Raw genomic sequence first — 25495 nt, 5'->3', positions numbered from 1 at the left:
GGGAGGCGCCGCCGGAGCCCCGTACGCCTCCCGTGCCCCCTACGCCGGGAACTTGCGGTCCACCCAGCGGAACGTGAACTCGATCAGGGTCGCGGCGGCCGCCGCCACTCCCACCGCGATCCACGGCATCGTTGCGCCCTGCAGCTTGAGCTGGAAGAAGTCCTGGAGCCAGGGGACGACCAGGACGATCAGGAAGGCGCCGCCCATCGCGCCGACCAGGCCCACCCGCCACCACGTGTACGGGCGGGCGATGATCGCCAGGACCCACATCGAGGTGAGGAACAGGGTCAGGGTGGCCGCGCTGGTCTCGGACTTGAGGGCGTCCGGGCCGGCGTAGTGGGCTCGGGCGACCAGGTACGTGACGAAGGTGGCCGTCGCCGCGATCACGCCGCCGGGGATGGCGTAGCGCATCACCCGTTTCACGAAGTGCGGCTTCGCGCGTTCCTTGTTCGGGGCGAGGGCCAGGAAGAAGGCCGGGATGCCGATGGTGAGGGTGGACAGCAGGGTCAGGTGGCGGGGCAGGAACGGGTACTCGACCTGGGAGCAGACCACCAGGATCGCGAGGAGGACCGAGTAGACCGTCTTCGTGAGGAAGAGCGTCGCGACGCGGGTGATGTTGCCGATGACCCGGCGGCCCTCGGCGACCACCGAGGGGAGGGTCGAGAAGCTGTTGTTGAGGAGGACGATCTGGGCCACGGCCCGGGTGGCCTCGGAGCCGGATCCCATCGAGACGCCGATGTCGGCGTCCTTGAGGGCGAGGACGTCGTTGACGCCGTCGCCGGTCATGGCGACCGTGTGGCCCCGGGACTGGAGGGCGCCGACCATGTCCCGCTTCTGCTGCGGGGTGACGCGGCCGAAGACGGAGTTGGCGTCGAGGGCCTGCGCCATGCCGGCCTGTTCGGTGGGCAGCTTGCGGGCGTCCACGGTGTTCTCGGCGCCCGGGAGGCCCAGCTTGCCGGCGACCGCGCCGACGGAGACGGCGTTGTCGCCGGAGATGACCTTCGCCTTGACGTCCTGGTCCTCGAAGTAGCGCAGCGTGTCGGCGGCGTCGGGGCGCAGCCGCTGTTCGAGGACGACGAGGGCGGTGGGCCGCACGCCGGTGGCCACGGCCTCGTCGTCGAGTTCGCGGGCGGAGCGGGCCAGCAGGAGGACCCGTAGGCCCTGTTCGTTGAGGTCGTTGATCTCGTCGAGGGCGGGGTCCCCGGTGGGGAGCAGCACGTCGGGGGCGCCCAGCAGCCAGGTGTTGTTCTCACCGTCGCCCTCGCTGAAGCTCGCGCCGCTGTACTTGCGGGCTGAGGAGAAGGGGAGGGACTCGGTGCAGCGCCACTCCGCGCTGTCGGGGTAGGCGTCGATGATGGCCTGGAGGCTGGCGTTGGGGCGCGGGTCGGACTCGCCGAGGGCGCCGAGGACCTTCTTGACGTACGAGGGGTCCGCGCCGCCGAGCGGACGGAGCTCGGTGATGTCCATGCCGCCCTCGGTGAGGGTGCCGGTCTTGTCGAGGCAGACCACGTCGACGCGGGCGAGGCCCTCGATGGCGGGCAGCTCCTGGACCAGGCACTGCTTGCGGCCGAGGCGGATGACGCCGATCGCGAAGGCCACGGAGGTGAGCAGGACGAGGCCCTCGGGGATCATCGGGACGATGCCGCCGACGGTGCGGGCGATGGAGTCCTTGAGGTTGGAGTCCTTGACGACCAGCTGACTGATGATGAGGCCGATGGAGGTCGGGATCATCATCCAGGTGACGTACTTGAGGATGGTGGAGATGCCGGAGCGCAGCTCGGAGTGGACGAGGGTGAAGCGGGAGGCCTCTTCGGCCAGCTGGGCGGCGTAGGCCTCGCGGCCGACCTTGGTGGCGGTGAAGGCGCCGCCGCCGGCGACGACGAAGGAGCCGGACATGACCTGGTCGCCGGGCTTCTTCAGGACGGGGTCGGCCTCGCCGGTGAGGAGGGACTCGTCGATCTCCAGGCCCTCGGCCTCGCCGACGGCGCCGTCGACGACGACCTTGTCGCCGGGGCCGAGTTCGATGACGTCGCCGAGGACGATCTCGGAGGTGGAGATCTCGGCGGTCCTGCCGTCGCGGCGGACGCTGGGTTTGGCCTCGCCGATGACGGCGAGGCTGTCGAGGGTCTTCTTGGCGCGCAGTTCCTGGATGATGCCGATGCCGGTGTTCGCGATGATCACGAAACCGAAGAGGCTGTCCTGGATCGGCGCGACGATCAGCATGATCACCCAGAGCACGCCGATGATCGCGTTGAAGCGGGTGAAGACGTTGGCGCGGACGATGTCCACGGTGGAGCGGCTGCTGCGGACGGGGACGTCGTTGACGTCCCCGCGCGCAACGCGTTCCGCCACCTCGGCGGTGGTCAGGCCGCCGGGCTTGAACCGGGGCGCGGGCGGGCGCATCGGGTGGACGGGGTCCAGCTCGGCCCCCGCGTCGATGGCGCCGCCGGCCGGCTCCGGCCCGTCCTGATCGATCTTCGCCCGCTGCGTCATGCTTCCGACGGTAAGGGGGGTTCGAACGCTTCACCCGCCGAGAAGTCCGAAGATCCGACTTCGGGATGACCCCAATCCTCCCCTGGTCCCCCTTGCGCGACCCGCCGGGTCGGGGTTTCGCCGACGGGGGGGGGTGTCGGGGTTCCGGCTGGAGTGTCAGGCCTGGCCGGGGTGGCGCTCCGGGCCGGCCTGACGCTCCGGGCCGGCCGGGCGCTCCGGGCCGGCCGGGGCGGTGGCGGCGGCCGCGTGGCGTTTGAGGGCGGCGTCGCGGCCCCGGACGTACCAGATGCCGATCAGGCCGAGGAAGCCGCCGGCCGCGCAGGTCCAGACCCACCACAGCTGTCCCCGGTCGGAGAACCACCCGTAGAAGGGGAGCTGGACGACGAAGAGGACGAACCAGAGGATCGTGCCGCCGGTGACGGTGGCGACGACCGGACCCTCAAGGGGCTCGGGCGCCTCGTGCTTCGGAGTCCATTTCGCCATGCGGCAAGTCTAGGCGGGCGCCGGCTCCCGCGGTCCCCGCGTGGGGCTTACGGCGGCCCCCACGGGGTCTACGCGCGGAGATGGACGCCCGTTTGTTCATGTGTTCATACTGAAACGGTTTGGGCGTGGCCCATTTTCTTCGTATGAACCACCCAATGAGGACCGTATGAGCACCCCTGCCCCGGCCCCCGCCTCCGCGGCCAGCGCCCCGGAACCCGGCCCTCGGGAGACCTCGGTCCTCGACCGCCACTTCCGGATCTCCGAGCGCGGCTCGACCATCGCCCGCGAGGTCCGCGGCGGCTTCGCGACCTTCTTCGCGATGGCCTACATCATCGTGCTGAACCCGATCATCCTGGGCAGCGCGAAGGACATGTACGGGCACCAGCTCGACGGCGGCCAGCTCGTCACCGCGACCGTCCTGACGGCCGCGTTCACCACGCTCCTCATGGGCGTCATCGGCAACGTCCCGATCGCCCTCGCCGCCGGCCTCGGCGTCAACACCGTCGTCGCCCTCCAGCTCGCCCCGCGCATGAGCTGGGCCGACGCCATGGGCATGGTGGTGCTGGCCGGCTTCGTGGTGATGCTGCTGGTCGCCACCGGCCTGCGCGAGCGCGTGATGAACGCCGTCCCGGTGGGCCTGCGCAAGGGCATCGCCATCGGCATCGGCCTGTTCATCATGCTGATCGGCCTGGTCGACTCGGGCTTCGTCACCCGCATCCCCGACGCCGCGCACACCACCGTCCCGCTCCAGCTCGGAACGGGCGGCCACCTGCACGGCTGGCCCGTGCTGATCTTCGCCGTCGGCGTGCTGCTGACCCTCGCCCTGCTGATCCGCAAGACCCCGGGCGCGATCCTGATCTCCATCGTCGCCATGACGGTCGTCGCGGTCGCCGTCCAGCTCGTCGCCGACCTGCCCGGCGAGGCCTGGGGCCTGACCGTCCCCGCGTGGCCGGGCAACCCGGTGGCCGCCCCCGACTTCGGGCTCGTCGGCCAGGTCAGCCTGTTCGGCGGCTTCGGGAAGGTCGGGATGCTGACCGGCGTCCTGTTCGTCTTCACCGTGCTGCTGTCCTGCTTCTTCGACGCCATGGGAACGATCCTCGGCGTCGGCGACGAGGCCAAGCTGATCGACAAGGACGGCAACTTCCCCGGCATCAACCGGGTCCTGCTGATCGACGGCCTGGCGGTCGCCTCGGGCGGCGCGACCTCCTCCTCGGCCACCACCTGCTTCGTGGAGTCCACGGCCGGGGTCGGCGAGGGCGCCCGTACCGGCCTGGCGAACGTCGTGACCGGCGGCCTGTTCACCGTGGCCCTGTTCCTGACCCCGCTCGCCACCATGGTCCCGTCCCAGGCGGCCACCCCCGCCCTGGTGGCGGTCGGCTTCCTGATCCTGGCGGGCTCGGTCAAGGACATCGACTGGAGCGACTTCACCATCGCCGTCCCGGCCTTCCTGGCCATGGTGATGATGCCCTTCACCTACTCGATCACCAACGGCATCGGCATCGGCTTCGTGAGCTTCTGCGTGCTGCGCGCCGCGACCGGCCGGGGCCGCGAGGTCCCCGTGGCCATGTACGTGGTGTCGGCGGTGTTCGTCTTCTACTACGCGATGCCGGCCCTCGGCCTCACGTAGGGGTCGCGCGCGGGCCGGCGTGAAGGCTCACGTCAGCCCGTAGAACTTCTCCGTCTCGTCGACGGCCGCCTTGAAGCGCTCGTCGAAGTCATCGCGAATGAGCGTCCGGACCACGTAGTCCTGGACGCTCATTCCGCGTTTGGCGGCATGAGTCCGGAGCCTGTCGAGGAGCTCCCCGTCTATGCGCATGCTCAGCACATGTGTCCCCATGCCGAAAGAGTCGGGGCAGCGGGCATGGACGCGTGTCACTTTCCGCCGCCGACTCACCCGTACGAGTGACGGCCGGTTTATGGTTTTCCTTAGCTAGAGTAATGAGTTATTCTAAAGAACATGCGTGACCTTACCCATGGCGACGATGCTGCCGCCGTGAACGACCTCCGCTCCGCCGTCATGCGGCTGGGCCGGCGCCTGAAGCACCAGCGCGTCGACGAATCGCTGAGCCCGACCGAGATGTCGGTCCTCGGCACCCTCGCCCGCTGCGGCCAGGCCACCCCCGGTGAGCTGGCCCGCCGGGAACACGTACAGCCGCCTTCGATGACGCGCATCGTCGCGTTGCTGGAAGCCAAGGGACTGGTCACGCTGGAACCGCACCCCGACGACCGCCGCCAGAAGGTGGTCCGCCAGACGGAGGAGGCCGAAGCGATGCTCGAAGAGAGCCGCCGCAAGCGCAACGCCTTCCTGGCCGGGCTCGCGGCAGAGCTGACCGAGGACGAATGGGCCAAGCTGCGCGAGGCGGCGCCCGTCCTGGAGAAGCTCGCGCACCTGTAAGGAACGACGCCAGGAGGCGAAGCTTTTGAGTACGGGAAACGGAGCAGACTCCGCACCCGGCCACATATCCACCCCCGACACTCCCCCCGCGGGCAAGAACTCCATGTTCAGCTCGCTGAAGATCCGGAACTACCGGCTCTTCGCGACCGGCCAGGTCATCTCCAACACCGGCACCTGGATGCAGCGGATCGCCCAGGACTGGCTGGTCCTCTCCCTGACCGGCTCGGCCTCCGCCGTCGGCATCACCATCGCCCTGCAGTTCCTGCCGATGCTGGTGTTCGGGCTCTACGGAGGCGTACTCGCCGACCGGCTGCCCAAGCGGCCGCTGCTGCTCGTCACCCAGACCGCGATGGGCCTGACCGGCATCGCCCTGGCCGTGCTCACCCTGGCGGGACACGTCCAGGTCTGGCACGTCTACCTCGCCGCGTTCCTGCTCGGCCTGGTCACCGTCGTCGACAACCCGGCCCGGCAGACCTTCGTCCCCGAGATGGTCGGCAAGGACCAGGTCGCCAACGCCGTCAGTCTGAATTCGGCCAACTTCCAGTCCGCACGGCTGGTCGGCCCGGCCCTCGCCGGTGTGCTGATCACCGCGGTCGGCTCCGGCTGGGCCTTCCTGCTGAACGGGCTGTCCTTCGCCGCGCCCATCGCCGGCCTGCTGATGATGCGGACGGGCGAACTGCACCCGGTCGAGCCGCGGCCCCGCGCCAAGGGGCAGCTCCGCGAAGGACTGCGGTACGTCGCCGGCCGGCCCGAGCTGGTCTGGCCCATCGTCCTCGTCGGCTTCATCGGCACCTTCGGGTTCAACTTCCCGATCTGGCTGTCGGCCTACGTGAGCAACGTGTTCCACGGGGACGCCGGCACCTACGGGCTCTTCAACACCCTGATCGCGGCCGGCTCCCTGGCGGGCGCCCTGCTCGCCGCCCGGCGCGGGCACTCCCGCCTGCGGCTGCTGGTGGCGGCGGCCGTGCTGTTCTCGGTGCTGCTGACCGTGACCGCCTTCGCGCCCGGCTTCTGGCTGTTCGCGGCGCTGCTCGTGCCGATCGGGATCTTCGGGCTGACGGTCAACGTGACGGCGAACTCCAGCGTGCAGATGGCGACCGACCCAGAGATGCGCGGCCGGGTCATGGCCCTGTTCATGATGGTCTTCACCGGCGGCACCCCGCTGGGCGCGCCGCTGCTGGGCTGGATCACGGACACCTACGGGGCGCGGATCGGGATGGCCGCCGGAGGTGTGATCTCGCTCCTCGCCTCCGTCTCCGTCGCGGTGGTCCTGGCCCGCGTGGGCAACCTGCGGCTGCGGGTGAACCGGCACGGCGTGGCCTTCGTCCCGGCGGTCCGCGAGCCCGCGCTGGTCCCGGCGGCCTGACCCCCGGGCGGGACGGCGGCCGCTAGGCTCCGCGCCATGAGACTGTTCGCGGCCGTGCTGCCGCCCGACGCGGCCGTCGCCGAGCTCGCCCGGGCCGTGCGCACGGTGCGCGACGACCGGCTGGTCTGGACCGGCGAAGCCGGCTGGCACTTCACGCTCGCCTTCATGGGCGAGGTCGGGGACCGGCTGCTGCCCGACCTGCACGCCCGGCTGGCCCGCGCCGCGCACCGCACCGCACCGTTCCCGCTGCGCCTGCACGGCGCCGGCCACTTCGGCGAGCGCGCGCTGTGGATCGGCGCCGCCGGGGACCTCGACGGGATGCGGCTGCTCGCGGAGCGCGCCGACGCCGCCGCCCGGCGGGCCGGGGTGCCCATGGAGCAGCACCGCCGCTACACCCCGCACCTCACCCTGGCCCGCTCCCGCGAAGGCGCGCCGCTGCGGCCCTACCTCGACGCCCTCGCCGACTTCGAGGGCGCCCCCTGGCAGGCCGACACCCTGAGCCTGGTGCGCAGCAACCTGCCGGTCGGCGGGGTCCCCGGGGAGCAGCCCCGCTACGAGACCGCCGGGGCCTGGCCGCTGGAGGGCTAGCCGGGCCGGGGCCGGGGGCCGGGACCGGGCCGGGCCGGGGAGTGCGCGTACGGGACGGGGCGGCGGCCGCGTTAGGCTCGACGGGTGGATCCCAAGACCAGAAACCGTGTCATGGCCGGTGTGCTCGTGCTGATGTTCGTCGTCGTCGCCGTGGCGGCCGCCGTGGGGCAGTAAGCGCCCCTTGCTTCGAGTGGACTCGAAGCAGTTGGCTAGGGGCTCATGAAGTACACGCAGCTCGGACGCACCGGACTCAAGGTCAGCCGACTCGTTCTCGGCACGATGAACTTCGGTCCGCAGACCGACGAACCCACCAGTCACCGCATCCTGGACGAGGCACTCGCCGCAGGCCTGAACTTCGTCGACACCGCCAACGTCTACGGCTGGGGTGAGAACAAGGGCCGCACCGAGGAGATCCTCGGCACCTGGTTCGCCCAGGGCGGCGGCCGCCGGGACAAGACCGTCCTCGCCACCAAGGTCTACGGGAACATGGCCGGCGACGGCGACCCGTGGCCCAACCACGACCGGCTCTCCGCGCTGAACATCCGGCGGGCCGTCGAGGCGAGCCTGAAGCGGCTCCAGACCGACTACATCGACCTGTACCAGTTCCACCACGTCGACCGCCGGACCCCCTTCGAGGAGATCTGGCAGGCCGTCGACGTCCTGATCCAGCAGGGCAAGGTCCTTTACGCCGGCTCCTCCAACTTCCCCGGCTACAAGATCGCCCAGGCGAACGAGACCGCCGCCCGGCGCGGCGCGGTCGGGCTCGTCAGCGAGCAGTGCCTGTACAACCTCGCCGAGCGGCGCGCCGAGATGGAGGTCATCCCGGCCGCCCAGGAGTACGGACTCGGGGTCATCCCGTGGTCCCCGCTGCACGGCGGCCTGCTGGGCGGGGTCATCAAGAAGGAGGTCGAGGGCGGGCGCCGCGCCTCCGGCCGCTCGGCGGACGCGCTGGCCAGCACCGAGGTGCGGGCCCAGGTGCAGGCGTACGAGGACCTCCTCGACAAGCACGGCCTGGAACCCGGCGAGACGGCGTTGGCCTGGCTGCTGACCCGGCCCGGAGTGACGGGCCCCATCGTCGGCCCGCGTACCTCCGAGCAGCTCACCAGCGCCCTGCGCGCGCTGGAACTGGAGCTGGGCGAGGAGGTCCTGGCCGGTCTGGACGAGATCTTCCCCGGCCCCGGCCCGTCCCCGGAGGCCTTCGCCTGGTGATCGCGCCGAGCCCCGGCCGCCGCCCCCTCTCCGGGGCGGCGGCCCGCTCACCGGCGCGGGCGCTCACGGCGCGGCCCGCCCACCGGCGCGGGCGCTCACGGCGCGGCCACCACCCGGGGCAGCAGCTCCTCCGCGCTGGTGTCCAGGTGCAGTTGGATCAGGCGGTGCGGGAAGAAGAACCCGCTGTCCGTGCGGAAGAGCAGGATGCGCTGCTCGGCGGTGTACAGGAAGCGCCGGTAGCGGTAGGGGGTGCGCCCCCGGCGGGCGAGCACCGCGCGGATCGTCCAGTGGCGGACGACCGCCAGTCCCCCGTAGCGAAAGCCGCGCACCACGGCGAACAGCAGGCCCAGCAGGGCCGCGACGAAGCCCGCGCGCCGCAGGCCCTGTCCGGGAGCGGCCAGTCCGATGAGCGCGGTCAGCAGCACCGCGGCCACGACCAGGCCCGCGAACCCGTGGACCAGGGAGAAGCGGACCGTGCGGCGGACCCCCTCGTTGGGACGGGGGCGCCGGTCCTGCAGCGAGGGTTCGAACTGGTTGCCCAGCACGTAGGCCCATCCCAGCGCGAAGGCCGCGACCGGGGCGATCCACGCGGGGTCCGGGCAGAGCAGGTGGACGACGTAGCCGACCAGGGCCTGGACGGCGATCCACACGAGGGCCGACAGGGCCATGCGCTTCACCGGGAACGCGCCCGGCGAGAAGACCGCCCGCTCACGGCGCCGCCAGGTCCACCGCAGCTGCTCCACGGGTGAGAAGACGTCGGTGAGGGCGCCTTCCATCTGGGTGGTCATGACCCACAGGTAGGCGAGCGCCACCACGACGGGTCCCGGTGCCGCCAGGTCCACCCCCGTCAGCAGCAGGCAGAACAGGATGACCGCCATCGTCACGCCGTTGTTCCTGATGGGGATCACCAGGTCTCCGCGCCGGCCCCGGCCGTCCGCGTCCTCGCCCTCCGGCTTCCGCAGGAAATGCTCGTCCGACCTGAACGCCTGCGCCGCCGTGTTGCACACCATGGCCAGGGCCACGGCCGCGGCGCCCGCCGCGTCTGCGTGCAGCACCCCGGCCCGGTCGGCCGCCGCCACCCACAGCACGGGTATCCCGAGGGCGCAGGCGGCCATGGCCACGGTCGGGACGACCCGCGGCAGGACCCCCTCGCGGCGCGGCAGCCAGCTCAGGTCCAGCCGGTCCAGGTACAGGACGTGCTCGCCGCGTGCGGTGAGCGTCCGGGCCAGCCAGGTCAGCCAGGTCAGCGTCCGCTCCGGTGCCTCGTCCGGCCGCGGACGCTCGCGCCGCAGGCACTGCGCCAGGTAGGCGTCGAAGATCCGGCTCCGGCGCTCCGCGTTGCCGCCCTCCAGACGCAGGTCGTCCGCCGACCGGTTGGCGTAGGCGACGCGGATGACGTGCAGCATCATCGGCGACTGCAGCAGCGGCCACAGGTCGGGGTTCTCCTCCAGCGCCGCGTGCACGTCGGCGAGGGCCGCCCGGTCGGCGTTGAGGAAGGCCTGGACGTCCTGCCGGGTCGGCGGCTGGAGCTCGACGTAGCGCAGCGCCCGCAGACCGCGGACCAGGCGACGCAGGTCGCCCTCGTCCGTCCGGCAGCCGACGGCCATGCCGGGGCACAGCTCGCGCAGGCGCAGCAGCTCCCGCACGCACCGGGCCCGGTCCGCCTCCGGCACCTCGTCCAGGCCGTCCAGCACCGGAAGCAGCAGGTGCTCGTCCAGCCAGGTGCGCACCAGCACCCCCGAGACGCCCTGGAACCTGCTCATCGCGGCGGCCAGCCACTCCTCGATCGGCTCGCCCCGGTAGCTGTCGAGGCGCAGGTAGACCGGGATGCGGGCAGGGTCCCTGCCGTCGTCCCCGGCCAGGGCCTCCTCGGCCAGCCGGTGGGCGAGCCGGGCGAGCTGCGTGGTCTTGCCCATGCCCGGCCGGCCCAGCACCACCAGCTCGTCCAGGTCCTCGTAGAGCGCGCGGACGCTGCTCACCCGGGTCGGCACCGGCACGAGCTCGGCCCGCCGGTGCGCCCTGCTCCGGCGCCTGCCCCCGGCGTGCTCCGGCTCCGGCTCCTCGAGGATCACGAACCGCGGCTCCAGGTAGTGGTGGGCCTCCGCCCGCTCGAGGTCCTCGGCCGCCCTCTCCATGACCTGCTTGATCAGCCGCCGCCGCATCCGCACCGCGCGCTTGTCCCTGCGGGCGCGCACCGGGAAGGCGAACACCGCCGCCGCCCACGCCAGGACGGCCCGCACGAAGCGGCGTACGGGGTAGCGGCGCAGCTCCGCGCCGGGGCCCGGCAGCGGCCGCACCGCCCCGTCGGGGCCGGGGCCCTCGGGGCTGTCGTCCGCGACCCCGGGAAGGGGCGCGGGCGGCGGCTCCCCGTCCGCCGGCTGCTGCCGGGCCTGCGCCCGGTGCCAGCGCGGCTCCCACGCACGGGGGTCCCCGCCCAGTGCCCCGACGATCGAGCGGAAGGCGCTCAGCCCCGGGCGCCGCTTGCCGGCGAACGCCTCCGAGACGTAGCCGGGGCTCAGGTGCGCCGCCTCGGCCAGCGCCCTGACCGAGGGGCGGTCCGCCGGTTCCAGCTCCAGGTAGAGCTCGTCGTGGACACGGCGCATGAGCGCCGCCCAGGACCGGAACTCCGGTGCGGCCGCCGCCGGATCGGGACGCTGCGGGCCCTTCGGGCGCGCTCCCCCAGGTCCTGCCATGCGCTCTCCTCGTCCGGGGCCCGTTCATTGGCGTTCACTCGTTCACCGTTGCCCGAAGCCCCTGGTCGGAGGCCTTCGGCGGGCGTAGAAACGGTGTCGCCGGAAGTCGCCGCCGGCCGCGGCGCCGGGTGTCCGCGTCCCTGCCCGGTCCACCATCTTGGCCAGCCGGGCGTCGCCTGTACGGCCAACCGCCAGGTTCGGCGGCTTTGTTGGCGGATCCGCCGAAGTCCCCTTGCCCTGACCGTCCTTCGAGGAGTCCACGATGACCGCACCCCGCTTCCTCGCCTCCCTCGGCGGCCTGCTGACGGCCGCGCTGGGCGTCCTCGCCGAGGCGCCCTGGTGGGTGCTCGCCGCCCTGGTGTTCGGCGGCCTGCTGGTGCTGCGGGCCGAGGCGCTCGTGGGCGCCCGCAACGAAGCGCGCCGCGGGCTGCACGAGGACCGGCTGCTGGGCGAGGTCTCCGGGCAGCAGGCCCTGGACTACCTGAGGGAGGTCAGGCGGGCGCAGCAGCCGGCCGCGGGCCCGGGTGCGGGTTCGGGAGCGGAGCCGGGTGCGGGTACGGAGCCGGGTGCGGGGGGCTAGTCCCGCGGCCGGTAGGGGCTTGCCCCGTCTGGGCTAGCCCCGCGGCTGGTAGGGCCCGCCGATGCCCCAGGCCTGGTGGAGGACCGCCGCGAACTCGCCCGCCAGGCGGTGCTCGCCCGAGGCGTTGGGGTGGGTCCCGTCGTAGGTGTCGCGGTGGATGTCGTACGCGTCCGGGCGGGCGCCCAGCAGGATCGGCGAGGCGGCGGTGGTCAGATCGGCCACCGCCTTCGCCAGGAGCTCGTTGAAGCGGGCCACCTCGGCCGCGAAGGGGGCGTCCTCCTCGGCGCGGATGTTGGGGATCACCGGCAGCAGCACCATCCGGATGCCGGGGCGGGCCTGGCGGGCGGCCTCGACGAAGCGGCGGACGTTGGCGGCGGTGTCCTCGGCGCCGGTGTAGAAACCGAGGTCGATCAGGCCGAGGGAGACGAGCAGGACGTCGGCCCGGCCGGCCGCGGCGGCGGGCCCCACCAGGGGGGCCATGTGCTGCCAGCCCTCGCCCCAGCCGGCCAGGTGGCGGCGGGCGTCCTGCGGGAAGTCCGGGTCGGCGTAGGCCTGGCTGGTGGGCGCGTCGGCGGAGGTGTCGTACAGCTCGCGGCGGGGGCCGACGATCTCGTACGGGCCGCCGGGGGTGGAGCCCAGGTGCTGCCACATCCGGTAGCGCCAGGTGTAGTCGCCGGCGCGTCCGATGGTCATGGAGTCGCCGACGAACATGAAACGCATCCGGTCATCATCGCGGATCACCCGACCCGAGCCCCTGTGATGCCGGACACGCCCGGGCGGGCTGGCAGGCTGGGGGTATGCGCCTGCTGCCGTTGTCGTCCGCCTCCGCCGCCCTGGTACTCGCCCTGCTGCCGCCGTCGTCCGCCCTCGCGGCCGGGTCGGAGGTTCCCGGGGCGTCCTCCTTCACCATCACCGATCCGCGGATCAAGGAGTCGAGCGGGCTGGCGGCCAGCCGGATCCATCCGGGCGTGTACTGGACGCACAACGACAGCGACGACGGCCCGTACGTCTACGCGGTGGACTCGGCGACCGGCAAGACGGTGGCGCGGGTCACGCTGACGGGCATCGGGCGGCCCCGGGACGTCGAGGCGATCTCGCTGGGGCCGGACGGGCAGCTGTACGTCGGCGACATCGGGGACAACAAGGACGGCACCTGGGACCACGTGTGGATCTACCGCTTCCCGGAGCCGAAGCAGCTGGGCGATGTCACGGTCAAGGCGGCGCAGTTCACCGTGCGGTACGCGGACGGGCCGCGGAACGCGGAGGCGCTGATGGTGCATCCGGTGACGGGCCGGGTGTACATCGCGAGCAAGCACGAGAGCACGGGCGGGCTGTACGAGGGTCCGGAGCGGCTGTCCGGGAGCGGGCCGAACGTGTTCCGGCGGGTCGCGGGCGTGCCGTGGGTGACGGACGGGGCCTTCGCCCCCGACGGAAGCCGGCTGGCCCTGCGGGGGTACTTCACGGCCCGTACGTACGCCTGGAAGGACGGGCTGCCGCAGGGCGAGGGCGACCGGCTGGACGCGCCGTGGCAGGGCCAGGCGGAGTCGGTGACGTACACGGCGGACGGTTCGGCGCTGATGTTCGGGACGGAGGGCGGGGCCAGCCGCGTCATCGCGGTCCCGCTGGCCGCAGCGGCCGCCTCGGCGGCGCCGCCGCAGCCGGGGGCCGGGCCGGGCGCCTCGCCCGTGCCGGAGCCGCCGGGCGGCTTCGGCACGGGAGCCCTCGTCCTCGCGGGGGCCCTGGGCCTGGTCTTCGCCGCGAAGCGCCTGCTCCGCCGGCGGGGCTCCGCGGACTAGCCGGCGGGGCTCCGCGGACTAGCCGGCGGCGCCCCCGCCCGGGGGCTCCGCCCCGGGCCCCCGCGCCCCGACCCCCCCGGGGGCCGGCGGGTTCAGCGGCGCCGCACGTGCTCACGGCCGGGGCGCGGGGTCCTCGTCCAGGCGGTATTCCTGCGCGTCCGCGTGGTAGCCGTACAGCTCCCCGTAGCGGCCCCAGTCGGTGGCCGTCTCCAGCTGCTGTTCCACCTGTTCGCTCGTGTAGTGGTGCGACAGCAGGTCGCGGAAGAAGCCGGCCCGCGGCCGCGCCCCGCGCAACCTGCGCAGGGTGGTGTCGATGAGGCGGACCAGCGGGACCTCGCGGGTCGACGGCGAATGTCTCCTTGATGGTGCCGTAGGGGCGCGAGCCGAAGACGACGACCCGGTCGGCCATCAGCACCGCCTCCCCGATGTTGTGCGTGACCAGCACCACCGCCCTGGCGGGGAAGCGGCCGGAGGCCCACAGCTCCATCAGCTCGCCGCGCAGGATCTCCGCCGTCAGCACGTCGAGCGCCGAGAACGGTTCGTCCATCATCAGCACGTCCGGCTCGACGACGAGCGCCCGGGCGAAGCCGACGCGCTGGCGCATCCCGCCGCTGAGCTCCTTGGGGTACGCCGACTCGAAGCCGTCCAGGCCGATCAGGTCGATCGCCTCGACGGCCTGGCGGGCCCGCGCCTCGCGGCCCACCCCCTTGGCCTCCAGGCCCAGTTCGACGTTCTGCCGGACGGTCAGCCAGGGCAGCAGGGCGAAGGTCTGGAACACCATCGCCGTGCCCGGGTTGGCGCCGCGCAGTTCCTCGCCCCGGTAGGTGACGGAGCCGGAGCTGGCGGGGATCAGGCCGGTCAGGCAGCGCAGCAGGGTGAACTTGCCGCTGCCGGACTTGCCGAGGAGGGCCACGATCTCGCCCTCGCGGATCTCCAGGTCGATGCCGCCGAACACGGGCAGTTCGCCGTCCGCGCCCGCGTAGGACCCGTCGTGCCCTTGCCGACCTGGAGCGCGAGGGAGAAGAGCACCAGCACCGCTGCGGCCACGGCGAGGTCCGCCCACGTCAGGCGGCCCTTCGCCGGGGCGGCCTGACCGGTGTGCGGCGTGTCCGGGCGCGCGGTCTCCATCGCGCCCAGCGGACCACGGCCCCTCCCGGGCCGCCGCCCGAGCCATCCAACCGGGGGTACCCGCACAGGTGCGGCGCCCCTCCCGGGGGCCGGCCCCGGGAGGGGGCTGGGGCTACGAGTGGCCCAGGTCGGCGGCGGGGAGGTCGGACGTGGGGACCGAGCCCGTGTCAGGGGACGGGCGGAGGGGGAACTCGTCCGTGGCCATCGAGTCGAGCACCGGCGGGGCCGGCCGCAGCGGGGCCGGCATGACGGCGGCCTCGGAGTGACCGCCGCACCCGTACGAGAGCGAGACCAGCCGCCCGTCGGCCGGGCTGAACTCGTTCGCGCAAACCCCGAAGGCCTGGCCCAGCGAGCCGCCGATCGCGACCAGGAACCCGCAGGAGACGCAGGAGGCCGGGGCGGCCTGCGCCATCGGGGTCTTCGCGCCGAACGACTCGTCCCAGCGGTCGGCCGCGCTGTGCAGCCCGTACCGCGAGAGCACCCGGGCGCGGCGCATGCCCAGTTCCTCGGCCACCGAGGTGATGGACCCGCGGACCGGGACCACCGCGCGGTCGGTGACGTCCGCGTCCTCCGCCTCGACCAGCTCGGCCATCTCCGCGGAGACCACCGAGTTCGGCGGCGGCGCGTCCTCGCCCGACCAGCCCGGCTCCAGCCGCAGGTCCTCGGCGTCGGTGGGCAGCAGGTCGCCCGGGCCCATGTCGCCGGGGCGCAGCCGCTCGCTCCACGGCACCCACTCGGGGGCCAGCAGCGCGTCCTCGCCGGGGAGCAGCACCGTTTCGTCGAGGGTGACGTTCTTCGCGCGGGAGGCGCGGGTCACGGTGACGGCCCAGCGCCAGCCGCGGTAGCCCGGCTCCTTGGACTCGAAGAAGTGCGTGACGACCCGGTCGCCCTCCGCCACGGCGGAGACGTGCTCGCCCACCACACCGGGGAAGGCGGCCTCCTCGGCGGCCGCGCGGGCGAGGTCTACCGCCTCGACGCACAGGCGGTCGGGGGTACGCGGGGTACGGCTTCGCGTCGTCGCAGCACTCACTGGTCTCGTTCTCTCCTACGCCGTCTCACGAGTGCGCCGTCCGTACTGTCGTCCACAACGACCCGTCGGTCTGTCCGTACGTGGAACGGGCGGAGCGGACCAGAGGGCCGCGTCGACGTCCGCACCCGATCGGACTCCGGGCGCACCTTTATGCGATCCATTCTGCGGGATCGCGAAGAGGCGCGCGGCCAAGAGCAACCGCCGGTGGCGCGCTACGCACGCTACCTCCTTCGAAGCCCGGGGCCCACATGCAAGGTCCGATTCGCGCAGAAGCCCGCCCGGCGAGGAACCCCGCGACACGCCGGGGAGGGTCCGGGAGGGACCTGTGGGGCACTATGGCGAGGTGGCACCCGTACGGTCGTCCCGCGACGGCTCGGGACCGGCCAGGCGGGCCGGCCGGGCCCTGGGGCGTGCCCTGCACCTGCCCTTCACGGGGACGGCGCGCGGCATCCGGCGGGCCACGCACGCGCACGGGGCCGGTGAGTCGGGCCTCGGCAGACTGATCGAGCTGCACGCCATCAACGGCGCCGGCGACATGATGATCACGGTGGCGCTGGCCTCGACGGTGTTCTTCTCCGTTCCCACGGACGAGGCACGCGGCCGGGTGGCCCTGTACCTGGCGATCACGATGGCCCCCTTCACCCTGCTGGCCCCGGTGATCGGGCCGCTGCTGGACCGGCTGCCGCACGGCCGCCGGGCCTCGATGGCGGCCGCGATGCTGACCCGGGCGCTGCTGGCGCTGATGATGTCGGGCGCGGTGGCCACGGGCGGCCTGGAGCTGTATCCGGCGGCGCTGGGGGTGCTGGTCTCCTCGAAGGCGTACGGGGTCGTGCGCAGCGCGGTGGTGCCGAGGCTGCTGCCGCCGCGGTTCTCGCTGGTCAAGGCGAACTCCAGGGTCACTCTGGCCGGGCTGCTGGCGACGGGCGTGGCGGCGCCGGTGGGGGCCGGACTGCACCAGATCGGCCCGCAGTGGCCGCTGTACGGGGCCTGCGCGATCTTCGTGTGGGGCACGGTCGCGGCGTTCACGCTGCCGCACAAGGTGGACGAGGCGCGCGGCGAGCGGCGGGCGCGGCTGTCCACGCACGAGGCGCATTCGCGGCGGCCGGGGCTGCGGACGGTCAGCCGGTCCGTCCTGTGCGGGCTGCTGGCGAACGCGTCGATGCGCGGGCTCTCCGGGTTCCTGATCTTCTTCCTGGCGTTCCTGCTGCGCGAGCATCCCCTGGCGGGGCAGAGCGCGGCGGTGTCGCTGGGCATCGTCGGCGTGTCGGCGGGCGTCGGGAACGCGTGCGGCACGGCGGTGGGGGCCTGGCTGCGGGCGAGGGCGCCGGAGGCGATCATCGCGGCGGTGCTGTGCCTGACGCTCGGGGTCGCGGTGCTGGCGGCGGCGTTCTTCAGCGGGCTGTTCATGGCGGTGCTGGGCGCGACGGCGGGCTTCTGCCAGGCGCTGGCGAAGCTGTCGCTGGACGCGATGATCCAGCGGGACGTTCCGGAGGCGGTACGTACGTCCGCCTTCGCCCGTTCGGAGACGCTGCTGCAGATGGCGTGGGTGCTGGGGGGCGCGATCGGGATCGCGCTGCCGTTGAACGGGGTGCTGGGCATGTCCGTGGCCGCGGCCGTGGTCGCCCTCGGCACGACCATGGCCCTGCGCGGCTTCATGCACGCCCCCCGCCACCAGCCCGGCACCCCCCGCCCCCGAGTCGCGTGACCCGGGCGGCGTCCACCACGCCCGTCGCATGGCGCGGCCCACCAACCGGGGCTCCGCCCCGGACCCCCGCTCCTCAAACGCCGGAGGGGCTGGATGTCGCCTCCCACCGCGTACGGCGTGGCCGCGCGGACAACCGCAGCCAAACCCAGCCCCGCCGTCGATCGAGACGCGGAGGTCGGGGGCGGGCCCAAACCCAGCCCCGCCGGCGATTGAGGCGCGGGGGTCCGGGGCGGGCCAAACCCAGCCCCGCCGGCGATTGAGGCGCGGGGGTCCGGGGGCTGGCCCCCGGCAGCGGCGCCGCACCCGAACCCAGCCCCGCCGGCGATTGAGGCGCGGGGTGCGGGGCGGAGCCCCGTGTCGTGGGCCGGGCACAGCCGCAGGCGAAACGGCGCGCCGCAGGCCAGGGGACCCCGTGCAGCGGCGCAGCCCAGCGGCCCGATAGCCTTCGGCTCATGACCGCACCGCTTTTCTCGGGTAGGGCCCGCCGCAGCGTCGCGGCCCTCGGAGCCGTGTCCGCCGGCCTCCTCCTCCTCTCCGCCTGCGACAAGCCGACACCGCTGGCGACCGTGACGGTCGGCACCTCGTCGGTGTCCGCCGAAGCCGCCTGCCACGGCGGCACCGAGCCGCTGTCCATGGACAAGGTCCAGGACTGCCTCACCAACCTGAAGGACGCCAAGACCGTCGAGTACGCCCGCGGCGACACGCTGCGCCTCGGCGTCGAGCCGGACGTCGTCGAGGACGGCAAGAAGTGGCAGGCCGTCCTGGACGGGCAGCCCATCACGGAGCCCTCCTCGAACACCTACCGCAGCTTCCCGGGCGCCGACGTCTTCGCGACCGGCGGCCAGGGCGAGGCCCCGGCCTCGAAGAAGCTCGCCTTCGTCCAGGTCGCCGAGGACGGCAAGCCGCTCTCCGTCTGGACCTTCAACCTCAAGCTCAAGTAACCGGGCGGCACCGGTGCGCGCGCTCGTCGTGACCGCGGTGGCGGCGGAGGCAGACTCCGTCGCCGCCGGGCTGAGCCCTCATCCCGACGCCCCGGGTCCTGAGCCGCGCACCCTTCCCGGCGGGTACCTCGTCACCCGTGCCGGGACTCCGTCCGGGGGGACCCCGGGGGACCTCCCCGGCCCCGCCTTCGACGTGCTCGTCGCGGGCGTCGGTCCGGCGGCCGCCGCCGCCGGCACCGCCACCGCCCTGGCCCTCGGCTCGTACACGCTCGTCGTGTCGGCCGGCATCGGCGGCGGGTTCCAGCCCGCCGCCCCGCCCGGCTCCCTCGTCGTGGCGGACGCGATCGTCGCCGCCGACCTGGGGGCCGAGACCCCCGACGGCTTCCTGGACGTGCGGGCGCTCGGCTTCGGGCACAGCGTGCACCTGCCGCCCGCCGAGCTCGCCGCGCACGCCGCCGAGGCCACCGGGGCGCTGCTCGCGCCCGTCCTGACCGTGTCCACCGTCACCGGTACCGCCGCCCGGGCGGCCGAGCTCGCCGCCCGGCACCCGATGGCCGGGGCCGAGGCCATGGAGGGCTTCGGGGTGGCGGAGGCGGCCGCCGCACACGGGCTGCCCGTACTGGAGATCCGCGCCGTTTCCAACGCCGTGGGCCCGCGCGACCGTGCCGCCTGGCGGATCGGGGACGCCCTCGCCGCCCTCGCCGACGGCTTCCGCTCGCTGGGGCCCGTACTCGCGAACTGGGGAGAACGCCATGAGCACCGGTGAACCGCTGAAGATCGCCTACTCGCCCTGCCCGAACGACACCTTCGTCTTCGACGCCTGGGCGCACGGCCGTGTCCCGGGCGCGCCCGCCCTCGACGTCTCCTTCGCGGACATCGACATCACCAACGGCATGGCCGAGCGCGGCGAGCTGGACGTGCTGAAGGTGTCGTACGCCGTACTGCCCTGGGTGCTCGAGGAGTACGCGCTGCTGCCCTGCGGCGGGGCCCTGGGGCGCGGCTGCGGTCCGCTCGTGCTCGTCAAGGACCCGGCCCTGGCCGGTGGCGCGGGGCCCGACCTGAGCGGCAGGACGGTGGCGGTGCCGAGCGAACGCTCCACCGCCTACCTGCTGTTCCGGCTGTGGGCGGCGGACGTGCTCCCGGCCGGGGTGGGCGAGGTGGTCGTACTGCCCTTCAACGAGATCATGCCGGCGGTGCGCGACGGCCGGGTGGACGCCGGACTGGTCATCCACGAGGCCCGGTTCACCTATCAGGACTACGGGCTGCACTGCCTGGCCGACATGGGCGAGCACTGGGAGTCCACGACCGGCCTGCCGATCCCGCTCGGCGCGATCATCGCCAAGCGCTCGCTGGGCGAGGCGACCCTGAAGGCCCTGGCCGAGTCCGCCCGCGCGTCGGTGCGGATGGCCTGGGACGACCCGGAGGCCTCCCGCCCGTACGTACGGGCCCACGCGCAGGAGCTGAACCCGGCCGTCGCCGACCAGCACATCGGGCTGTACGTCAACGAGTTCACCGCCGACCTCGGCGAGGACGGCTACGCGGCGGTGCGCGGGCTGCTGACCCGGGCGGCGGCCGAGGGGCTGGTACCGGCCATTTCGCCCGGTGCGCTGGCCTTCCCGTAGCCCCGGGGCCGCGGCGGCCCCTCGTATGCGTGTGCCCCGCCCTTCTCTCGAGGGGCGGGGCACCGTCGTGGTGCGGCCGGCTCAGACGTCGAGCTGGTCGGCCACCGCGCGCAGCAGGCCGGCGATCTTCGCGCCGTGCACCTTGTCGGGGTAGCGGCCGCGCTCCAGCATCGGCGTGATGTTCTCCAGCAGGGTCGTGAGGTCCTGCACGATCGAGGCGAGCTCGTCGGGCTTGCGGCGCTGGGCTGCCGCGACGGACGGCGCCGGGTCCAGGACCGTCACCGAAAGTGCCTGGTCACCGCGCTGGCCGGCGACGACACCGAACTCGACGCGCTGGCCGGGCTTGAGGGAGTCGACCCCGGCAGGGAGCACCGACGAGTGGACGAAGACGTCGCCGCCGTCGTCGCGGGAGAGAAAGCCGAAGCCCTTCTCACTGTTGAACCACTTGACCTTGCCGGTAGGCACGTCCGTCCTCTGTCCTTGTGCTCGTCGGGGTCCGAAGTGCCGTGGAACGGCTCCGGACAACAGTGCAGCGGGTCAACTGTGACCCGCCACCTCCAGGCTAATGGTCGAGGGCCCGGTGACAAGACGTTCCCCGGTCCTTCGCCGTCGGCCACTCAGGCCAGGGAACTACCCTGGTGGGGTGACTGTTACTCCTCCTGCCGACGAAGCACGGCCCGGCGACGCCCTGGTGAAGGCCGGCGGCATCGTTTTCATCGTGGGCGCCGTGGCCACGCTCGCGACGATGGCCCCGCTGTTCCTGGACCTCGACCCCTTCCCGTCGTACGCGTGGGCCGTGTGCATGCTGATGGGCGTCGGCTTCGCGATCTCCGCGGCGGGGGTGCTCCGCTCGGCGGCCGCCCAGCGCCGGGCGGCCCGCGCCTCACAGGCGTAGCCGGCGGCGGCGGAGCCGTACGTGCCCTAGGCGGGCTGGGCGGGCTGGGCCGCGACGTACTCCGCGAGCCACTGCGGCAGCGCGGTGAGGTCGGCGAGCACCACGTCGGCGCCCGCGGCGCGCAGTTCCGGCTCCGGGCAGGGGCCCGTCGGCACCACCACGGACAGCGCGCCGGCCTTGCGGGCGCCGCGCACGTCGCCCACGTGGTCGCCGACGTAGACCTGCGCCCCGTACTCGCGCAGCGCCCCGGCCTTGGCCTCGGCCCACAGCCAGCCGATGACGGCGTCCGGCTCGATGCCGAGGTGCTTCAGGTGCAGGCGGGCGTTGGGCTCGTGCTTGGCGGTGACGACGATCGCGCGGCCGCCGAGCGCCTGGACCGCCTCGATCGCCTCGCGGGCGCCCGGCATCGCCGGGGTCGGCTCGATCGCGTATGTGGGGTAGATCTCGCGGTAGCGGTCCGCCATGGCCGGGATCTCGGCCTCCGGGAACCAGTACGCCAGCTCCTCGTCGAGCGGCGGCCCGAGCCGCGTGACCGCCGCGTCGGCGTCGATGAACGTGCCCGTTTCGGCCGAGAGTGCCTGGTAGGCGGCCTTGATTCCCGGACGCGAATCGATGAGGGTCATATCGAGGTCGAAGCCGACGGTGAGGTTCATACCCGCCATTGTGCCGAGGCGGACCGACACCCGGGCCGACGGCGACCTACGGCCGGGGAACGTACAGGTGACACGGGAGACATGGGTGCATGTCTGCCCCGCCCGCTCTCCGGCGCGCCCGTCACGGCCTCCCGCAGCGGCGCCGCACCCGATCCCCCGGGCGGGCCCCGGCTACCGCCGACGCGCCCGCCAGACCAGGTACACGATGGAGGCGACCGCGGCCACCCGGAGCATCCACGGCCACATCCCGTGCAGGGCATGGCTCAGCTGGTCCTCCGGCAGGGCTTCCCCCCAGCGCTCGTTCATCCGGCCCCACAGCCACACCACCGCCCCCGCGGCCACCACCCCCGGCGGCCCGAAGACGGCCCACTTGCGCTCGGCCGGCCCCAGCACCCGCGAGGCGTACGGGAGCAGCCAGCCCACGACGAGCAGCAGCCAGTAGCCGGTGACCACACCGGCGAGCAGGACGGCCGCGGCCAACAGCAGGAAGGCGTTCGGCCGGGGCCGGGGGCCGGCCGCGGCCTCCGCCCCCGCGGCGGGGGCCGCCTCCGCCGCGGCCTCCTTCTTCGCCCGCCGCCGCTCCCGCAGGAACCGTACGAGGCCCCGTACGCCCGACTCCGCCGCCGCGGCCCCGGCTCCGGCCGCGCCCTTGCCCTTGGCCTCGGCTTCGGCCCCCGGTTCGCCCGCCCCCGGCTCCGGCTCGGGCTCGGGCTCGGCCTCCGGCTCGGGGAACTCGATGCCGCCCGCGAACCCCTCGACCTGCGGCCCCGCCCCGTACACCCCGGGGCCGAGCCGCCACCACTCGGGCTCCGACCCTCCCGAGGGGCCGAGTTCGTCCAGGCCGGCCAGGTGGGGCGGCACGTTCCGCGGCTCCGCCGGCGGCTGCGCCCGTGACTTCGGCGGCTTCGGCGGCTTCGGCGGCTTCGGCCCGCGCGGCCCGCGCTGAGCGGGCACGGCCGGGGCGGGAGGGAGCGGCGCGGACCCCGTCCCTGCGGTGCCATGGCCGGCCAGGACCTCCTCCGGCGAGCCGAGCCGCTCCAGGATGCCGCGCACCGCGGCCGGGGTCTCCGGCTCGTACCGGGCGCGCCGACGGTCGATCTCGTCCCGCAGCCCCGCCACGAGCCGCATCCGGTCACCGGAGGACAGCTGCCGCTGCTGCGCCAAGTCCCCGACGCGGCTCAGATATTCGTAGACCAATTGGTCGCTTTCGATCCCCACGCCCGGCTCCTCCCTTACCGCCTGTCCCGAAGGTAGCGCGTGCGCCCGTGGAGCGGCCGCGGGCTCAGCGGATACCGTTGGCCGGATGGGGACCGGCCGACTGACCGGCCGACGCGACCAGGAGGCGACGACCGTGCCTGAGGCAAGCACCGCAGGGGGCGCCGCGACGGGCGCCCCGCGTTCCCTCGCCGAGGCGCTGCGCGCCCGCGACGACGCGGCGCTCGCCGCACTGCTGCACGCCCGCCCGGACCTGCTCAGCCCGGTGCCCGGCGACGTGACCCAGCTGGCCACCCGCGCCGGCACCCGCGCCTCGGTGGTGCGGGCGCTGGAGCGGCTGGACCGGTTCGCGCTGCAGACCGCCGAGGCCCTGGCGGTGGCCCCGGACCCGTGCCCGTACCCGGTGTTGGAGTCGCTGCTCACCGGGCAGGAGGGCACCACCGGCCGCGACAACGGGGCGCGCGCCGCGCTCCCCCGGGCCGTGGCCACCCTGCGCGACCAGGCCCTGGTCTGGGGCGACGAGGACCGGCTGCGCCTGGTGCGCACCGCCCGCGAGCTGCTCGCGCCCGCCGCCCAGCGGCCCTCCCCGACGGGCCTCGGCCCGACCGTCGCCGAGGCCACGTCCGGGATGTCCCCGACCCGGGTCCAGGAGATCGTGGCGGCCGTCGGGCTGCCCGCCACCCATGACCCGGTGTCCGCGGTCTCGGCGCTGACCGGGCTGTTCACCGACCCGGAGCGGATGTCGGCGCTGCTGGACGAGGCCCCGGCGGAGGCGCACCAGGTGCTCGGACGGCTCGTGTGGGGGCCTCCGTACGGGGAGGTGACCCCGAACCCGGCGGCGCCGGTGCGCTGGCTGCGCGACCACGGGCTGCTGCTGCCCGCCTCCGCGCGGACGGTGGTCCTGCCGCGCGAGGTGGCGCTGCACCTGCGCGGCGGCCTCGCGCACCGGGACACCGCGCCGGTGGCTCCGCCGGTGTCCGCGCACCGTGAGCACCGTCCACAGCTTGTGGACGCGAACGCCGCCGGGCAGGCGCTGGCCGCGCTGTCCACCGTCGAGGAGCTGGTGAAGTCCTGGGAGCACGCCGCTCCGCTGGTGCTGCGCGCGGGCGGGCTCGCCGTACGGGACCTGAAGCGGGCCGCGACGGTCCTGGACACCACCGAGCCGACGGCGGCGTTCTGGATCGAACTCGCCTACGCGGCCGGGCTGCTGGCCAGTGACGGGGAGGCGGACGAACGCTACGCCCCCACCCCCGCCTTCGACGACTGGTGCGAACTGCCGCCCCCCGAGCGGTGGTCGGCGCTCGCGGCGGCCTGGCTGCCGGCCACCCGGACCGCCGGCCTGGTCGGCGAGCAGGACGGCAAGGGCCGCACCCTGTCCGCGCTCGGCCCCGACCTCGACCGCTCCGCCGCCCCCGAGGTGCGCCGGCGCGTCCTGGAACTCCTCGCCGCGCTGCCGGAGGGCGGCTCCCCGGCGCCCGACGCGCTGCTGGACCGGCTGGCGTGGGAGCGGCCCGTGCGCGGTACGAGCGACCTGCGCACCCGCCTCGCGCACTGGACCCTGACCGAGGCCGAGGTGCTGGGCGTCACCGGCCGGGGCGCGCTCAGCGCGTTCGGCCGGGCCCTGCTGGAGCACCGCGACCCGGCGCCGCTGCTGGCCCCGCTGCTGCCGGAGCCGGTGGACCACGTCCTGCTGCAGGCCGACCTGACGGCGGTGGCCCCGGGCCCGCTGCGCCGCCCGCTCGGCGACACCCTGGCGGTGCTCGCGGACGTGGAGTCCAAGGGCGGGGCGACGGTGTACCGGTTCACGCCCGGGTCGGTGCGCCGGGCCCTGGACGCCGGGCACGCCGCCGCGGACCTGCACGCCTTCCTCAAGGAGCACAGCCGCACGCCCGTCCCGCAGCCGCTGACGTACCTGATCGACGACGTCGCGCGGCGGCACGGGCACCTGCGGGTCGGCGCGGCCTCCTCGTACGTGCGCTGCGACGACGACGCGATGCTCGGCGAGATCCTGGCCGACAAGCGCTCGGCGGGGCTGGGCCTGCGCCGCCTCGCCCCCACCGTGCTGGCGGCGCAGGCCGAACCCGCCACGCTGCTGGAGGGCTTGCGGACGATGGGGTACGCGCCCGCCGCGGAGTCCCTGACCGGGGACGTGCTGGTGGCCCGGGCCGACGCGCGCCGCACCCCGGCGCGCTCGGCGCCCGTACCGGTGCCGGACGGCCCGCCGGTGCCGGACGACACCCTGCTGGGCGCGGCGGTACGCGCGATCCGCGCGGGCGACGTGGCGGCGACGGCGGTGCGCAAGGAGCCGGTCACGGCTTCGGCTTCGGCTTCGGTCACTCCCGGCGAACTCCCGCGCACGAGCGCGGCGGAGACCCTCGCGACGGTACAGGCGGCCGCGCTGACGGGGTCGGCGGTGTGGATCGGCTACGTGAACGCGGAGGGCGCGGCGAGCCAGCGCGTCATCGCCCCGGTCCGCGTGGAAGGCGGCTTCGTCACCGGCTACGACCACACGGCGGACGAGGTCCGCACGTACGCCCTGCACCGCATCACGGGCGTGGCAGAACTGGCCGAAGACCACATCTGACCCACCCCCGCCAGCCCCCTTCCACCCCCGCCACAATCCAGCCCCGCCGGCGTTTGAGGCGCGGGGCCCGGGGCGGAGCCCCGATCCCTGAGCCGCACCGGCACCCCCAGCCCCGCCAC

The 25495-nt window shown here is 74.0% G+C and carries 23 protein-coding genes and 1 pseudogene; 13 read left to right on the top strand and 11 right to left on the bottom strand.

The window, feature by feature from the left end:
• Positions 1-39: 39 nt before the first annotated feature.
• Positions 40-2493 carry a cation-translocating P-type ATPase gene (locus AB0D66_RS17050; protein ID WP_362303252.1) on the bottom strand — a complete coding sequence of 818 codons (2454 nt, stop codon included), beginning with the start codon at positions 2491-2493 and terminating at the stop codon, positions 40-42.
• Positions 2494-2649: 156 nt separating this feature from the next.
• Positions 2650-2976 carry a DUF2530 domain-containing protein gene (locus AB0D66_RS17045; protein WP_362303249.1) on the bottom strand — a complete coding sequence of 109 codons (327 nt, stop codon included), beginning with the start codon at positions 2974-2976 and terminating at the stop codon, positions 2650-2652.
• A gap of 166 nt (positions 2977-3142) precedes the next feature.
• On the opposite strand from AB0D66_RS17045, the gene AB0D66_RS17040 reads away from it, so the two are divergent.
• Positions 3143-4603, top strand: coding sequence for an NCS2 family permease (locus tag AB0D66_RS17040; RefSeq protein WP_362303247.1), 1461 nt, complete (start codon positions 3143-3145; stop codon positions 4601-4603).
• A 27-nt stretch (positions 4604-4630) separates the two neighbouring features.
• On the opposite strand, the gene AB0D66_RS17035 is transcribed toward AB0D66_RS17040, so the two are convergent.
• On the bottom strand, positions 4631-4813 hold the full coding sequence (locus tag AB0D66_RS17035) for a hypothetical protein (protein ID WP_030156886.1): 183 nt from the start codon (positions 4811-4813) through the stop codon (positions 4631-4633).
• Between the two features lie 120 nt (positions 4814-4933).
• Here AB0D66_RS17035 and AB0D66_RS17030 point away from each other — a divergent pair, with 120 nt between their 5' ends.
• The 4 genes from AB0D66_RS17030 (at position 4934) to AB0D66_RS17015 (ending at position 8534) form a co-directional block, all read left to right on the top strand.
• Positions 4934-5371, top strand: a complete 438-nt coding sequence (locus AB0D66_RS17030; protein ID WP_362303244.1) for a MarR family transcriptional regulator — start codon at positions 4934-4936, stop codon at positions 5369-5371.
• 25 nt (positions 5372-5396) lie between these two features.
• Complete coding sequence (locus AB0D66_RS17025) at positions 5397-6737, top strand: MFS transporter (protein ID WP_362303241.1); 1341 nt, start codon at positions 5397-5399, stop codon at positions 6735-6737.
• Positions 6738-6773: 36 nt separating this feature from the next.
• Positions 6774-7325: an RNA 2',3'-cyclic phosphodiesterase gene (gene thpR / locus AB0D66_RS17020; protein ID WP_362303239.1), complete on the top strand. Its 552-nt coding sequence runs from the start codon at positions 6774-6776 to the stop codon at positions 7323-7325.
• 219 nt (positions 7326-7544) lie between these two features.
• Complete coding sequence (locus tag AB0D66_RS17015; RefSeq protein WP_362303236.1) at positions 7545-8534, top strand: aldo/keto reductase; 990 nt, start codon at positions 7545-7547, stop codon at positions 8532-8534.
• 95 nt (positions 8535-8629) lie between these two features.
• Here AB0D66_RS17015 and AB0D66_RS17010 read toward each other — a convergent pair whose 3' ends face one another.
• The gene (locus tag AB0D66_RS17010) at positions 8630-11227 is read right to left on the bottom strand and encodes an NACHT domain-containing protein (protein WP_362303233.1); all 2598 of its coding nucleotides are present in this window, start codon (positions 11225-11227) and stop codon (positions 8630-8632) included.
• 262 nt (positions 11228-11489) lie between these two features.
• Between AB0D66_RS17010 and AB0D66_RS17005 the strand changes: the two genes are divergently transcribed.
• Positions 11490-11807 carry a hypothetical protein gene (locus tag AB0D66_RS17005; protein WP_362303230.1) on the top strand — a complete coding sequence of 106 codons (318 nt, stop codon included), beginning with the start codon at positions 11490-11492 and terminating at the stop codon, positions 11805-11807.
• A 33-nt stretch (positions 11808-11840) separates the two neighbouring features.
• Here the strand turns inward: AB0D66_RS17005 and AB0D66_RS17000 are convergent, their stop codons facing one another.
• On the bottom strand, positions 11841-12527 hold the full coding sequence (locus AB0D66_RS17000; RefSeq protein WP_362303228.1) for a GDSL-type esterase/lipase family protein: 687 nt from the start codon (positions 12525-12527) through the stop codon (positions 11841-11843).
• 77 nt (positions 12528-12604) lie between these two features.
• Here AB0D66_RS17000 and AB0D66_RS16995 point away from each other — a divergent pair, with 77 nt between their 5' ends.
• Positions 12605-13603 carry a WD40 repeat domain-containing protein gene (locus tag AB0D66_RS16995; RefSeq protein WP_362303225.1) on the top strand — a complete coding sequence of 333 codons (999 nt, stop codon included), beginning with the start codon at positions 12605-12607 and terminating at the stop codon, positions 13601-13603.
• A gap of 111 nt (positions 13604-13714) precedes the next feature.
• Here AB0D66_RS16995 and AB0D66_RS16990 read toward each other — a convergent pair whose 3' ends face one another.
• The 3 genes and pseudogenes from AB0D66_RS16990 to AB0D66_RS16980 all read right to left on the bottom strand — a co-directional run bounded on the left by AB0D66_RS16990 (position 13715) and on the right by AB0D66_RS16980 (position 15761).
• Entirely contained in the window at positions 13715-13897 is a 183-nt protein-coding gene (locus AB0D66_RS16990; protein ID WP_362303223.1) for an AAA-associated domain-containing protein, read from the bottom strand.
• 298 nt (positions 13898-14195) lie between these two features.
• Positions 14196-14777 (bottom strand): annotated as a pseudogene (locus AB0D66_RS16985) (ATP-binding cassette domain-containing protein); the annotation flags it as partial.
• A 66-nt stretch (positions 14778-14843) separates the two neighbouring features.
• Complete coding sequence (locus tag AB0D66_RS16980) at positions 14844-15761, bottom strand: DUF3027 domain-containing protein (RefSeq protein ID WP_362303220.1); 918 nt, start codon at positions 15759-15761, stop codon at positions 14844-14846.
• Positions 15762-16104: 343 nt separating this feature from the next.
• Here AB0D66_RS16980 and AB0D66_RS16975 point away from each other — a divergent pair, with 343 nt between their 5' ends.
• The 4 genes from AB0D66_RS16975 to AB0D66_RS16960 all read left to right on the top strand — a co-directional run bounded on the left by AB0D66_RS16975 (position 16105) and on the right by AB0D66_RS16960 (position 20029).
• Positions 16105-17466: an MFS transporter gene (locus AB0D66_RS16975; protein WP_362303217.1), complete on the top strand. Its 1362-nt coding sequence runs from the start codon at positions 16105-16107 to the stop codon at positions 17464-17466.
• Positions 17467-17918: 452 nt separating this feature from the next.
• The gene (locus AB0D66_RS16970; RefSeq protein WP_069921361.1) at positions 17919-18407 is read left to right on the top strand and encodes a hypothetical protein; all 489 of its coding nucleotides are present in this window, start codon (positions 17919-17921) and stop codon (positions 18405-18407) included.
• A 13-nt stretch (positions 18408-18420) separates the two neighbouring features.
• Entirely contained in the window at positions 18421-19173 is a 753-nt protein-coding gene (locus AB0D66_RS16965; protein WP_362303213.1) for a futalosine hydrolase, read from the top strand.
• Positions 19160-20029 carry a 1,4-dihydroxy-6-naphthoate synthase gene (locus AB0D66_RS16960; RefSeq protein ID WP_362303211.1) on the top strand — a complete coding sequence of 290 codons (870 nt, stop codon included), beginning with the start codon at positions 19160-19162 and terminating at the stop codon, positions 20027-20029. Before AB0D66_RS16965 ends, AB0D66_RS16960 begins: the two co-directional genes overlap by 14 nt.
• 81 nt (positions 20030-20110) lie before the next feature.
• Here AB0D66_RS16960 and AB0D66_RS16955 read toward each other — a convergent pair whose 3' ends face one another.
• Entirely contained in the window at positions 20111-20494 is a 384-nt protein-coding gene (locus AB0D66_RS16955; protein ID WP_355825214.1) for a cold-shock protein, read from the bottom strand.
• A 178-nt stretch (positions 20495-20672) separates the two neighbouring features.
• Between AB0D66_RS16955 and AB0D66_RS16950 the strand changes: the two genes are divergently transcribed.
• Entirely contained in the window at positions 20673-20924 is a 252-nt protein-coding gene (locus AB0D66_RS16950; RefSeq protein WP_362303208.1) for a hypothetical protein, read from the top strand.
• Positions 20925-20950: 26 nt separating this feature from the next.
• On the opposite strand, the gene AB0D66_RS16945 is transcribed toward AB0D66_RS16950, so the two are convergent.
• Together AB0D66_RS16945 and AB0D66_RS16940 are read right to left on the bottom strand one after the other, a co-directional pair.
• Positions 20951-21586: an HAD family hydrolase gene (locus AB0D66_RS16945; RefSeq protein ID WP_362303206.1), complete on the bottom strand. Its 636-nt coding sequence runs from the start codon at positions 21584-21586 to the stop codon at positions 20951-20953.
• Positions 21587-21748: 162 nt separating this feature from the next.
• On the bottom strand, positions 21749-22795 hold the full coding sequence (locus AB0D66_RS16940) for a hypothetical protein (RefSeq protein WP_362303203.1): 1047 nt from the start codon (positions 22793-22795) through the stop codon (positions 21749-21751).
• Positions 22796-22880: 85 nt separating this feature from the next.
• Between AB0D66_RS16940 and AB0D66_RS16935 the strand changes: the two genes are divergently transcribed.
• Positions 22881-25376, top strand: a complete 2496-nt coding sequence (locus tag AB0D66_RS16935; protein WP_362303200.1) for a helicase C-terminal domain-containing protein — start codon at positions 22881-22883, stop codon at positions 25374-25376.
• Positions 25377-25495: the final 119 nt, after the last annotated feature.

Source organism: Streptomyces sp. NPDC048270 (assembly GCF_040652335.1).
Taxonomy (GTDB): domain Bacteria; phylum Actinomycetota; class Actinomycetes; order Streptomycetales; family Streptomycetaceae; genus Streptomyces.
This window is presented reverse-complemented; position numbering and strand designations above follow the sequence as displayed.

What these genes read in the sequence shown, in the direction of transcription:
- thpR (WP_362303239.1), top strand. Translation starts at nt 6,774, where the DNA reads ATGAGACTGTTCGCGGCCGTGCTGCCGCCCGACGCGGCCGTCGCCGAG.
- AB0D66_RS17000 (WP_362303228.1), bottom strand. Translation starts at nt 12,527, where the DNA reads ATGCGTTTCATGTTCGTCGGCGACTCCATGACCATCGGACGCGCCGGC.
- AB0D66_RS17005 (WP_362303230.1), top strand. Translation starts at nt 11,490, where the DNA reads ATGACCGCACCCCGCTTCCTCGCCTCCCTCGGCGGCCTGCTGACGGCC.
- AB0D66_RS16960 (WP_362303211.1), top strand. Translation starts at nt 19,160, where the DNA reads ATGAGCACCGGTGAACCGCTGAAGATCGCCTACTCGCCCTGCCCGAAC.
- AB0D66_RS17030 (WP_362303244.1), top strand. Translation starts at nt 4,934, where the DNA reads ATGCGTGACCTTACCCATGGCGACGATGCTGCCGCCGTGAACGACCTC.
- AB0D66_RS17050 (WP_362303252.1), bottom strand. Translation starts at nt 2,493, where the DNA reads ATGACGCAGCGGGCGAAGATCGATCAGGACGGGCCGGAGCCGGCCGGC.
- AB0D66_RS17010 (WP_362303233.1), bottom strand. Translation starts at nt 11,227, where the DNA reads ATGGCAGGACCTGGGGGAGCGCGCCCGAAGGGCCCGCAGCGTCCCGAT.
- AB0D66_RS17045 (WP_362303249.1), bottom strand. Translation starts at nt 2,976, where the DNA reads ATGGCGAAATGGACTCCGAAGCACGAGGCGCCCGAGCCCCTTGAGGGT.
- AB0D66_RS16970 (WP_069921361.1), top strand. Translation starts at nt 17,919, where the DNA reads ATGACCGCACCGCTTTTCTCGGGTAGGGCCCGCCGCAGCGTCGCGGCC.
- AB0D66_RS17040 (WP_362303247.1), top strand. Translation starts at nt 3,143, where the DNA reads ATGAGCACCCCTGCCCCGGCCCCCGCCTCCGCGGCCAGCGCCCCGGAA.
- AB0D66_RS17015 (WP_362303236.1), top strand. Translation starts at nt 7,545, where the DNA reads ATGAAGTACACGCAGCTCGGACGCACCGGACTCAAGGTCAGCCGACTC.
- AB0D66_RS16935 (WP_362303200.1), top strand. Translation starts at nt 22,881, where the DNA reads ATGGGGACCGGCCGACTGACCGGCCGACGCGACCAGGAGGCGACGACC.
- AB0D66_RS16945 (WP_362303206.1), bottom strand. Translation starts at nt 21,586, where the DNA reads ATGGCGGGTATGAACCTCACCGTCGGCTTCGACCTCGATATGACCCTC.
- AB0D66_RS17035 (WP_030156886.1), bottom strand. Translation starts at nt 4,813, where the DNA reads ATGGGGACACATGTGCTGAGCATGCGCATAGACGGGGAGCTCCTCGAC.
- AB0D66_RS16995 (WP_362303225.1), top strand. Translation starts at nt 12,605, where the DNA reads ATGCGCCTGCTGCCGTTGTCGTCCGCCTCCGCCGCCCTGGTACTCGCC.